Origin of the sequence: Hydrogenophaga sedimenti (genome assembly GCF_051857515.1) — a bacterium.
In the GTDB taxonomy this organism is placed as follows: Bacteria; Pseudomonadota; Gammaproteobacteria; order Burkholderiales; family Burkholderiaceae_C; genus Hydrogenophaga.
This window is the reverse complement of record NZ_JBPZHA010000018.1, coordinates 41979-51613: the sequence shown is the minus strand read 5'-3', so window position 1 is coordinate 51613 and position 9635 is coordinate 41979. Positions and strand designations below refer to the sequence as shown.

The 9635-nt window shown below is 68.2% G+C and carries 12 protein-coding genes; 7 read left to right on the top strand and 5 right to left on the bottom strand.

Annotated features, from left to right (window positions below):
* Window positions 1-147 precede the first annotated feature (147 nt).
* The 4 genes from phnF (at window position 148) to ACS5NL_RS21665 (ending at window position 2693) form a co-directional block, all read left to right on the top strand.
* Window positions 148-906, top strand: coding sequence for a phosphonate metabolism transcriptional regulator PhnF (gene phnF, locus ACS5NL_RS21680; RefSeq protein ID WP_439356062.1), 759 nt, complete (start codon window positions 148-150; stop codon window positions 904-906).
* Entirely contained in the window at window positions 896-1609 is a 714-nt protein-coding gene (locus ACS5NL_RS21675; protein WP_439356060.1) for a DUF1045 domain-containing protein, read from the top strand. The genes phnF and ACS5NL_RS21675 overlap by 11 nt, the downstream gene beginning before the upstream one ends.
* Window positions 1606-2175, top strand: a complete 570-nt coding sequence (gene phnN, locus ACS5NL_RS21670) for a phosphonate metabolism protein/1,5-bisphosphokinase (PRPP-forming) PhnN (RefSeq protein WP_439356058.1) — start codon at window positions 1606-1608, stop codon at window positions 2173-2175. Before ACS5NL_RS21675 ends, phnN begins: the two co-directional genes overlap by 4 nt.
* Window positions 2176-2393: 218 nt before the next feature.
* The gene (locus ACS5NL_RS21665; protein WP_439356056.1) at window positions 2394-2693 is read left to right on the top strand and encodes a hypothetical protein; all 300 of its coding nucleotides are present in this window, start codon (window positions 2394-2396) and stop codon (window positions 2691-2693) included.
* 5 nt (window positions 2694-2698) lie between these two features.
* On the opposite strand, the gene ACS5NL_RS21660 is transcribed toward ACS5NL_RS21665, so the two are convergent.
* Window positions 2699-2878: a hypothetical protein gene (locus ACS5NL_RS21660; protein ID WP_439356054.1), complete on the bottom strand. Its 180-nt coding sequence runs from the start codon at window positions 2876-2878 to the stop codon at window positions 2699-2701.
* 69 nt (window positions 2879-2947) lie between these two features.
* Between ACS5NL_RS21660 and ACS5NL_RS21655 the strand changes: the two genes are divergently transcribed.
* Both ACS5NL_RS21655 and ACS5NL_RS21650 read left to right on the top strand, forming a co-directional pair.
* On the top strand, window positions 2948-3967 hold the full coding sequence (locus tag ACS5NL_RS21655) for a M14 family zinc carboxypeptidase (protein WP_439356053.1): 1020 nt from the start codon (window positions 2948-2950) through the stop codon (window positions 3965-3967).
* A gap of 12 nt (window positions 3968-3979) precedes the next feature.
* Window positions 3980-4747, top strand: a complete 768-nt coding sequence (locus tag ACS5NL_RS21650; protein ID WP_439356051.1) for an alpha/beta fold hydrolase — start codon at window positions 3980-3982, stop codon at window positions 4745-4747.
* A gap of 180 nt (window positions 4748-4927) precedes the next feature.
* On the opposite strand, the gene ACS5NL_RS21645 is transcribed toward ACS5NL_RS21650, so the two are convergent.
* Genes ACS5NL_RS21645 through ACS5NL_RS21630 form a run of 4 tightly spaced genes read right to left on the bottom strand, consistent with a single transcriptional unit; the run spans window position 4928 to window position 8315 of the window.
* Entirely contained in the window at window positions 4928-5947 is a 1020-nt protein-coding gene (locus tag ACS5NL_RS21645; RefSeq protein WP_439356049.1) for a TRAP transporter substrate-binding protein, read from the bottom strand.
* A gap of 37 nt (window positions 5948-5984) precedes the next feature.
* A complete protein-coding gene (locus ACS5NL_RS21640; RefSeq protein WP_439356047.1) occupies window positions 5985-7277 on the bottom strand; it encodes a TRAP transporter large permease in 1293 nt (430 codons plus the stop codon).
* Between the two features lie 4 nt (window positions 7278-7281).
* Entirely contained in the window at window positions 7282-7788 is a 507-nt protein-coding gene (locus tag ACS5NL_RS21635; RefSeq protein ID WP_439356045.1) for a TRAP transporter small permease subunit, read from the bottom strand.
* Window positions 7785-8315, bottom strand: a complete 531-nt coding sequence (locus ACS5NL_RS21630; protein ID WP_439356043.1) for a gluconokinase — start codon at window positions 8313-8315, stop codon at window positions 7785-7787. Before ACS5NL_RS21630 ends, ACS5NL_RS21635 begins: the two co-directional genes overlap by 4 nt.
* Before the next feature lie 158 nt (window positions 8316-8473).
* On the opposite strand from ACS5NL_RS21630, the gene gntR reads away from it, so the two are divergent.
* Complete coding sequence (gene gntR / locus ACS5NL_RS21625; protein ID WP_439356042.1) at window positions 8474-9517, top strand: HTH-type transcriptional regulator GntR; 1044 nt, start codon at window positions 8474-8476, stop codon at window positions 9515-9517.
* Window positions 9518-9635: the final 118 nt, after the last annotated feature.

The following is a 9635-nucleotide window of genomic DNA, read 5'->3' as shown; positions in this document are numbered from 1 at the left end:
GCACGGTGGGTGCGCGAGCACGGCTGGTATGTCCAGCGAACGCGGTCGAATCGCGCCGCTTGCCCGCGTCGGCAACCCTTTGCGCAGCGGGCCACTCAATTCGGCTACTTGTTCAGCGCAGCCTTAGGTTTCACCTGTGTCCCTTTCATGACAAGAACACCCGCCCCTTCCGCTCTTCTCCTGCCCGACCCCGGACACAGCTTCTGGGCCCGCATCGCGCACGAACTGGCCACCGCGATCGGCAGCGGCATCTACGCGCCGGGCGAGCGGCTGCCCTCGGAGCATTCGCTGGCCGAGCAGTACGGCGTCAACCGCCACACCATCCGCCACTCGCTGGCCAGCCTCGGGCAGATCGGCCTGGTGAGATCGAGCCAGGGCAGTGGCACCTACGTCGAGGACTTCGCGGTCGACCTCGTGCTGGGCCGGCGCACGCGGCACCGCCAGAGCCTGGCGCAGGCGGGCCTGCCCGGGGGCATGCAGGTGCTCGGCGCGCAGACCGTGCGCGCCAGCGCCGATGTGGCCAGGGCACTGGAGATCCGCGCGGGGGCCACGGTGCTGCACCTGCAGGTGATCGGCGACGGTGGTGGCCAGCCGCTGCACGTCAGCGACCGCTTCTTTCCCTGCCCGCGGTTCGCCGGCCTGGATGAACTGGTGCGGCAGAGCGGCTCGATCACCCAGGCCTTCGCGGCGCGGGGCGTGCCCGACTACACGCGGCGCCAGAGCCGCATCTCGGCCCGTCTGCCCGAGGCCGGGGTGGCCGCGCAACTGAAGCAGCCTGCCGCGCGGCCCGCGCTCTATGTCAGCAGCGTCAACGTCGATGCCGCCGGCGTGCCGATCGAATACGCCTGCACCTGGTTCGCGGGCGACCGCGTCACGCTCACCGTGGACCACGACCATGGCGCATGACTCCCTGGTGCCGCACCGTGTGGCGATCTATGCCGCGCCCGTGCCCGGCAGCGACTGGTGGGAGCGTGGCAGCGAATGGCTGGGCCGCTGCGCGTTCCGCCGCTGTGCGCTGCCGATGCCGGTGATCGACGGCATTGCGCCGCCGCTGCAGGAATCGGTGACGGCCGATCCCCGCCGCTACGGCTGGCATGCGACGCTCAAGGCGCCGATGCGTCTCTCTTCTGGGGCCGATCTGCAGGCCTTGCGCGATGGCCTGGCGGCCATCTGCCGCGATCACCGGGCCATCGAACTGGCGGACCTGCAGGTCGCCCGGCTGGGCCACTTTCTGGCGCTGCGTCCGACCGTTCCGGTGGCCGCGCTGGATGCCCTGGCCAGCGACTGCGTGCGGCGCCTGCAGCCGCTGGCCGAGCCGCTGAGCGAGACCGAACTGGCACGCCGTCGCCGCGCGCCGCTCACCCCGGAGGAAGACGCGCTGATGCTGGCCTGGGGCTACCCGTGGGTGCTGCAGAAGTTTCGCTTCCACTTTTCCCTCACGGGCGCGCTGGACCGCCTGTCCGATGACGCCGTGGAGCCGCTGCTGGTGGCGGCCCGAGACCGCTTCGAGGGGCTTGCGCCGCTGCGGCTGGACCGACTCTCGATCTTCATTGAACCGACACCGGGCGCCGATTTTGTGCTGCTCGAACAGCTGGAGCTTGGCGCATGACGCAACGTCTCATCTACGTGGTCGGCCCTTCGGGTGCCGGCAAGGACAGCGTGCTGCACCGCCTGCGCGAGACCTGGGTGAACATGCCGTCTGCCTACTGGACACGCCGCACCATCACCCGCGCCGCGCAGGCCGGCGGCGAGGCCAACGAATGCGTGAGCGAGCGCGAGTTCGAACGGCTGCGGCAGGCCGGGGCGTTTGCCATGGACTGGCAGGCCAACGGCCATTGCTACGGCATCCGCCGGCCAGAGCTGGCGCCTTTGTCGTCCGGGCACAGCGTGTTTGTCAACGGATCGCGCGCCTACCTGCCGCAGGTGCTCAGGCGATGGCCGCAGGCCACGGTGGTTCAGATCACGGCCCGCACCGAAGTGCTGCTACAGCGCCTGCGGACCAGGAACCGGGAAAGCGTGCAGGCGATTTCCGACCGGCTGGCGCGGGGAGTCGACCTGGAGCTGCCGGACAACGCCATCCGCATCATCAACGAAGGCCCCATTGCCGATGCGGTCGAGATGCTGTCCAGCGCCTTGCGGATCCGGCTGGAGGCCGTCGAGGCGATGGTCCGGTGAACGGCGGCTGGTGGTTGTTGGCTGGTCAATCTGCATCTGACGCAGTTGCCCGATCGCGGCGGCCTGCGCTGCGGGGGGGCGCTGTTCCTGACCATGAACCGAATTTGGTTTTTCATCATTCGGTCATCAAATTTCTCTGGCCCGGCCGGTACCCTCAGGGAAATCCCTGTTGAACAGAATGTTTGACAGTTCCATCCCACCAGGAAAGCAGGAACAAGATGAAAGCACTCAAGAAAGCACGGCAACTGATCGAGTCTGCGCCGGAGTCTGCGGCTGCCCGCGTCCTGTCGGGCCTGGTCGTGGCACTGGAATCCGAGGTGCCATATGCCATCGATGCGCTGTACACCCTGGGTTACGACGACTTCGAGCTGGCCCTGGAGCTGCTGCAGGAGTGGCGGCTGGACCGCTACTACATGAGCAAAGTGCGTCTGCTGGACCTGTCGGTGCAGGTCGGGGAGATGTCCCGGGCCGAGGGTACCGCCGGCGCGCCCGAGTCCGCGGCCCCGCAGGCTGCCTAGGACTTCTAGTACCACCAGGGGATCATGGCCAGACGGCGGTCCCTCCTGAGGCGCCGCCGTTGCAGGGCAAAAAACTCCACCAGACCACCCGCCAGTCCGCAGACGATCACGGCCACCTGCATCCCGCGGGTGGCGGCTGTTGACCGGGCAGGACGCGGTGTCGATGGCTGGGTGCGGATGGACATGGGTTCGAAGCGGGCTGGACGGGTTTCCAAGTTAACGGCTGTCTGTGACAGTCCTGTGTCGCGCATGGCATGAAATCAGAACGCTTCGATCTGCCGGAGCTGCAAACGCTGGAGCGGCTGGTGGGTCTGGGTGGAAAGCACCTGGACTGCCGGGAGGTGCGGCGCATCGTGGTCGCGGGTGGTCCCTCGCTCCCGGTCTACGCCATCACGCTCGGCAATCCCGACGCCCGCTGCCCCGCGGTGGGCTACTTCGGTGGCGTGCATGGGCTGGAGCGCATCGGCGCCGAGGTGGTGATCGCGTACCTGCAGAACATCGTCACCCGCCTGCACTGGGACCGGACGCTGCACCGCCTGCTGGAAGAGGTGCGGCTGGTGTTCATGCCGATCGTGAATCCCGGTGGCATGTGGGCCTCGACGCGGGCCAATCCGCGTGGTGTGGACCTGATGCGCAACGCACCGGTCGAGGCTCAGCAGAAGGTGCCCTACCTGCTCGGGGGGCAGCGCTGGAGTGCCGGCCTGCCCTGGTACCGCGGCCAGCGGGGAGCACCGCTGGAGGCCGAGAGCCAGGCGCTGTGCGAGGTGGTGCAGCAGGAACTGCTGGTCCGGCCGTTTTCCCTGGCGCTGGACTGCCATTCGGGATTCGGCATCAGCGACCGCCTGTGGTTCCCGTTCGCACACACCCGCGAGCCGATGCCCCACCTGGCCGAGGTGCATGCGCTCAAGTCCATCTTCGAACAGGCGCACCACCACCATCCCTACATCATCGAGCCGCAGAGCGCCCAGTACCTCACGCACGGCGACCTGTGGGACCACCTCTACCTGCAGGCCTGTGCCGACCACTCGCGCACCTTCCTGCCGCTGACGCTGGAGATGGGGTCGTGGCTCTGGGTCAAGAAGAATCCGCGCCAGCTGTTTTCGCGCAAGGGCATCTTCAATCCGCTGATCAGCCACCGCCAGCAGCGGGTGCTGCGGCGCCACCTGGCGTTGCTGGACTTCATGGCCCGGGCCGCGGGCAGCCATGCGCAATGGGTGCCTGTCGGGCCGCAACGCGCCAGTGGCCACGCGCAGGCGCTGGCGGACTGGTTCTGAAGGAGGCGCCGGATGTCTGAATGGGTTCTGCTGAGAGGGCTGACACGCGGGGCGGCCCACTGGGGCGACTTCCCCGCCCGCTTGCAGGCGGCGCTGCCGGCGGCGCGCGTCCACCTGCTGGACCTGCCGGGCAATGGCGAACGCGACCTGGAGCGCAGCCCGGCCACGGTGGCCGCCATGGTGGCCGACTGCCGGCAGCAACTGGCCGTCCGGGGCGTGCGCACGCCGGTCCATCTGCTGGCGCTTTCTCTGGGCGCCATGGTGGCCACCCAGTGGCTGCAAACGGCTGCCGAAGACATCCACTCTGCCGTCCTGGTCAACACCAGCATGCGCCCCTTCAGCCCCTTGCACCACCGGCTGCGTCCGCACAACCTGCCGCGGTTGCTGAGACTGGTGTGCGGGCCATCCGCGGAAGTCTCGGAACGCCTGGTCTGGCAAATGACCAGCCGGCAGACGCCGGCCGACGCCTCGGTGCTGGCCGACTGGGTGCGCGCCCGGCAGGCGCACCCGGTGCGCGCCGCCAACGCCTGGCGGCAGCTGCTGGCCGCTGCGCGGTTCCGGGCCTCGCCCACGCCCCCCGACCGGCCGGTGCTGCTGCTGTGCAGCGAACAGGACCAGCTGGTGAGCCCGCGTTGCTCCCGGGCGCTGGCGCGGGCCTGGGGATGTTCTCTGGCGCAGCACCCGAGCGCCGGCCACGACCTGCCGCTGGACGACCCGCAGTGGGTCATCGAACAGATTCTGGCGAGCGCTGCCTCCGGCGGCCTGTGGTCATCGGCCTGAGGCCGCCACGTCGCCGGAATCCCGGGCGGCGGCGCCTGCGGGATGCCATGCGGGAAGGTGCCTTGTTTTTGTGCATCGCACGCTGAGGCCAGTCAGGGCGCGGGTCTGGCGCGTTCGTGCACGAGATATCCACAGGGTTCTTCAGGGCAGATGGGGACAATCCCGCGGCCGGCCATTTGTTTACTTGGCGCTGCGAACCTTGGTGACCGCCGCCTGGGCCTCGTTCCACAGGTCCATGCCCACGTTGGTGGCGATGCTGGCGTTCACGCGGGTCAGCTGCGAACGCATGCGGTTGGCCTCGGCCGGCGCGAGTTCGTTGATCTGCATGCCTTTGGCCTTGAGCTCGCCCAGGGCCTTGCCGGCCTCGGCGCGGGTGTCCTGACGCTCGAAGTCGCGGCTCTTCTTCGCCGCGTCCATCAGCACCTTCTTCTCGTCCTTGGACAGGCCGTCCCACCACTTCTTGCTCACGGTGACGATCCACGGGCTGTAGACGTGGTTGGTCACGGTCAGGTACTTCTGCACCTCGTAGAACTTGCTCGACAGGATGGTGTTGTACGGGTTCTCCTGGCCGTCGACGGTCTTGGTCTCCAGCGCGGTGAACAGCTCCGAGAACGGCAGCGGCACGGCGTTGGCGCCCAGGGTCTTGAAGGACTCTAGGAACACGTTGTTCTGCATCACCCGCAGCTTGATGCCATTGAGGTCTTCCAGCTTGTTGACCGGCTGCTTGTTGTTGGTGAGGTTGCGGAAGCCGTTCTCCCAGTAGGCCAGCCCGACCAGGCCTTTCTCCTGCAGCTTGTCCATCACCTTCTGGCCTGTCGGGCCGTCCAGCACCACGTCGGCCTCTTTGGCGTTGTTGAATAGGAAGGGCGTGTCCCACAGCGCCATTTCCTTGGTGATGCCCACCAGGGTGGCGGTGGAGCCGACCATCATTTCCTGCGCCCCGCCGATCAGGGCCTGCTGCATCTGCACGTCGGAGCCGAGCGCGGCGGCGCCGATGGCGCGCACCTTCATCTTGCCGCCGGAGGTCTTCTCGACTTCTTCGGCAAACAGCTTGACGGCGCGGCCCTGGTTGGACTGCTCGTTCAGGCCATAGCCGAAACGGATCAGGCGCGGCTTGATGTCCTGTGCGAAGGCGGCGAAGGGCGCGGTGAGGGCGGCCGCTGCGGTGGCGGCGATCAGGGTGCGGCGGAAGATGGACATGACAGTCTCCTTGGGGTGAAAAGCGGTTGGACAGGAATCAGCGCATCCACGCCACCGGGGCGGTGACGATCTGCGGGAACACGACGAACAGGGCCAGCACCAGCACGTAGCTGATGAGGAAGGGGTTCACGCCCTTGATGACCTGGTGCATGGACAGGCGGCCCACGCCGGCCACCACGTTGAGCACGGTGCCCACGGGCGGGGTGATGAGGCCGATGGCGCCGTTGAGCACGAACATCAGGCCGAAGTACACCGGGTCGATGCCGGCCTTGACGGCGATGGGCAGCATCACCGGCGCGAAGATCAGGATGGTGGGCGTGAGGTCCAGCGCGGTGCCGATCAGCACCAGCACGATCATCATCACGGCCATGAGCAGGCGCGGGTTCTCGATCAGCGGGCCGAGCCAGCCGCTGAGCACGCCGGGCAGATCGGCCAGGGTGATCATGTAGCTGGCCACCTGGGCGCCGGCACACAGGAACATCACGATGGCGGTGGTCTTGGCGGCCCGGGTGAGCACGCCGTAGAGCTCGGGCAGCCGCATCTCGCGGTGGATGAACAGGGCCACGACCAGCGCGTAGAACGCAGCCACCACGGCCGCCTCGGTGGGCGTGAACACGCCGCTCTTCATGCCGCCGATGATGATCAGCGGCATCAGCAGCGCCCAGAAGGCCTTGGCCGTGGCGCGCAGGCGGCCGCTCAGGGGCACCGGCGCGTGGTCCTTCAGATCCATGTCCTTGAGCACGATCTTCCAGGTCACGATGAGGGCGGCGCCCATCATCAGCCCCGGAACGATGCCCGAGAGGAACAGCGCCGAGATGGAGGTGTTGGTGGTCACGCCGTAGATCACGAACGGCATGGACGGCGGAATGATGGGCGCGATGATGCCGCCCGAGGCGATCAGCCCGGCCGAGCGGTGCATGGGGTAGCCGTGCTCGCGCATCATGGGCAGCAGGATGGTGGCCAGCGCCGCGGTGTCGGCCAGGGCCGAGCCGCTCATGGACGCCATCAAGACGGCCGCACCGATGGCCACGAAGCCCAGGCCACCGCGGATGTGGCCGACCCAGGTCTGGGCCATGTCGATGATGCGCTTGCTGATGCCGCCGCTGTTCATCAGCTCGCCGGCCAGGATGAAGAAGGGCACGGCCAGCAGCGGGAAGCTGTCGATGCCGGCGACCATGTTCTGCGCCAGCAGCTGGGTGTCCCAGAAGTCCATCACCCAGGCCATGCCGGCACCGGTGAGCAGCAGGGCCAGGGCCATGTTCATGCCGATGCCCATGAGGGCCAGCATGCCGACCACGAAAACGATGAAGGCTTGTGCTTCGAGGCTCATCAGATCACTCCACATCCACGCCGTGGCCGAGGTCCAGCGGCCTGGCGGTCACGATTTCCCACACCACCATCGCGCCGATGGCCGCGGCGCACAGCAGCGCCGGCAGCGGCAGCAGCGCCACCGGGTAGCCCAGCACCACCGAGTTGCTGTCCAGCCCCACCACGACCTGCTGCCAGGCACCCCGGCCCAGCAGCACGGCAGCCAGCAGCACCAGCAGGCGGATCACCAGGGTGACCGCCTTGAACGTCCGCGGACGCTTGCGCACCAGGCCCACCAGACTGGTGAAGGCCATGTGTTCGCCGGCGGGGTAGGCCGCCGCCGCCCCGATGAAGACCATCCACACGAACAGCAGGCGCGAGAGTTCTTCGCTGGCCGCGATGCCGCTGCCGAAGCCATAGCGCAGCACCACGTTGAGGAACACGGAACAGGCCATCACCGCCAGGCAGGCGGCCATGAGGGCCAGCGCCACGCGCTGCAGTGCGTGTGTCTTGGGGGATTCGTGGGTGCTCATGCGGCCTCCGGGGGTTGGGAACGGTCGGCAACCGTGGCCCAGGCGGCCACTCGTTCCAGCAGTTGCGGCAGCGGATGGGCCGCGTCCACGCGCAGCACGCCGGGTTCACCGACCGGGGTTTCGAGGGTGGCGAACTGGCTGTCCACCAGCGCGCTGTTGAAAAAATGCGCGGCGCGCGCGGCCACGCGTGCACGGGCCTGCTCCGGCGTGATGTCCAGGAACACGAAACGCAGGCCGGGCGAGGCGATGCGCAACTGGTCGCGGTAGTGGCGGCGCAGGGCGGAGCAGGTGAGGACCACACGGCTGCGCTGCGCGAGCAGGCCGCCCAGGGTGGACAGCCAGCCGGCGCGGTCGCTGTCGGTCAGCGGCGTGCCCTGCTGCATCTTCTCGCGGTTGGCCGCACTGTGGTGGTCGTCGCCTTCGATCAGCGCGAAGCCCAGGCGCTGCGCCAGGGCGGCACCCAGGCTGGACTTGCCGCAGCCGGCCACGCCCATGATCACCAGCGATGCATTCGGATCGGTTGACATGTGTGAGATAGCGCTATCTTTAAAACCCGGAAAAAACGGCCTGGACACCAGACCGTGGGGCTCAGGACGACGGATTCGGGTTTCCGAGGCTGTACGTCTTTCTGAGATAGCGCTATCTTATGGTCTGATTTCCAGCTGCCCAACCCGTACAAACCCTGATGCCACCCACCTCTGTCTCCCCAGCCTCATTGCCACGGCCCCGGGCCACCGGCCGGGTCACCCTGGCCGACGTGGCCGCCCTGGCTGGCGTCAGCCCCATCACTGTCTCCCGCACGCTGCGGGGCGAGCGCACGGTGGACCCGCTGCTGGCCGAGCGGGTGAGGGCCGCGGCCGCCGAACTGCGCTACATGCCCGACCCGGCGGCACGCGCCCTGGCGTCGAGACACAGCTCGCACGTCGCGGTGCTCATTCCCATGCTGTCCAACGCGCTGTTCGTCGACCTGCTGGAAGCGGTGCAGCGCACACTGCGCCCTTCGGGCTACCAGACGCTGATTGGCATCACCCATTACGACCCCGACGAAGAGGAGCAGTTGCTGCGCGAACAGCTGCTGCACCGGCCGGCGGGCCTGCTGGTGACCGGCATCGACCACAACGCACGCACGCGCGAACTGATCGACCGCAGCGGAGTGCCCTGCGTGCACCTGATGGCGCTTTCACCCGCGCCCGAGGTCTACTGCGTCGGCTTCTCCCAGACCGACGCGGGTGCCGCCATCACCCGCCACCTGCTGGACCGTGGTCGGCGGCGCATCGCCTTCGTCGCTGCCCAGCTGGACCCGCGGACCCTGCAGCGCGCCGAGGGTTACCGCCGCGCACTCGGTGCGGCCGGGCTGTACGACCCGGCCCTCGAACTGCTGGACGCCCGCCCTTCGTCCATGGCGCTGGGTGGCGAACTGTTTGCGCAGTTGCTGGGAGCGCATCCGGACTGCGACGCGGTGTTCTTCTGCAACGACGACCTGGCCCAGGGTGGCCTGCTGGCGGCCTTGCGACTGGGGGTGCCGGTTCCGCAGCAAGTGGCCGTGGCGGGTTTCAACGACCTTTCGGGCAGCGACCAGATGCTGCCGCCGCTGACCACGGTGGCCACGCCACGCGGCGCCATCGGCGAAGCCAGTGCGCAGATGCTGCTGGCCCTGATGCGGGGGGAGGCGCTTCCTGCCCACTCGGTGGATCTGGGCTTCGAACTGCGCGTGCGCCAGAGCAGCTGAGGCGCTCCGGCCGGCGGGGCGTCCTCCGGCACGATGGACCGCTGTCGCGCCCGGTGGCGGGCTCTCGACGCGGCGGGTGGTCGGTCCTATATTTCCCGGGTACGGAAAACACCGAGGC

What these genes read in the sequence shown, in the direction of transcription:
- phnF (WP_439356062.1), top strand. Translation starts at nt 148, where the DNA reads ATGACAAGAACACCCGCCCCTTCCGCTCTTCTCCTGCCCGACCCCGGA.
- ACS5NL_RS21675 (WP_439356060.1), top strand. Translation starts at nt 896, where the DNA reads ATGGCGCATGACTCCCTGGTGCCGCACCGTGTGGCGATCTATGCCGCG.
- phnN (WP_439356058.1), top strand. Translation starts at nt 1,606, where the DNA reads ATGACGCAACGTCTCATCTACGTGGTCGGCCCTTCGGGTGCCGGCAAG.
- ACS5NL_RS21665 (WP_439356056.1), top strand. Translation starts at nt 2,394, where the DNA reads ATGAAAGCACTCAAGAAAGCACGGCAACTGATCGAGTCTGCGCCGGAG.
- ACS5NL_RS21660 (WP_439356054.1), bottom strand. Translation starts at nt 2,878, where the DNA reads ATGTCCATCCGCACCCAGCCATCGACACCGCGTCCTGCCCGGTCAACA.
- ACS5NL_RS21655 (WP_439356053.1), top strand. Translation starts at nt 2,948, where the DNA reads ATGAAATCAGAACGCTTCGATCTGCCGGAGCTGCAAACGCTGGAGCGG.
- ACS5NL_RS21650 (WP_439356051.1), top strand. Translation starts at nt 3,980, where the DNA reads ATGTCTGAATGGGTTCTGCTGAGAGGGCTGACACGCGGGGCGGCCCAC.
- ACS5NL_RS21645 (WP_439356049.1), bottom strand. Translation starts at nt 5,947, where the DNA reads ATGTCCATCTTCCGCCGCACCCTGATCGCCGCCACCGCAGCGGCCGCC.
- ACS5NL_RS21640 (WP_439356047.1), bottom strand. Translation starts at nt 7,277, where the DNA reads ATGAGCCTCGAAGCACAAGCCTTCATCGTTTTCGTGGTCGGCATGCTG.
- ACS5NL_RS21635 (WP_439356045.1), bottom strand. Translation starts at nt 7,788, where the DNA reads ATGAGCACCCACGAATCCCCCAAGACACACGCACTGCAGCGCGTGGCG.
- ACS5NL_RS21630 (WP_439356043.1), bottom strand. Translation starts at nt 8,315, where the DNA reads ATGTCAACCGATCCGAATGCATCGCTGGTGATCATGGGCGTGGCCGGC.
- gntR (WP_439356042.1), top strand. Translation starts at nt 8,474, where the DNA reads ATGCCACCCACCTCTGTCTCCCCAGCCTCATTGCCACGGCCCCGGGCC.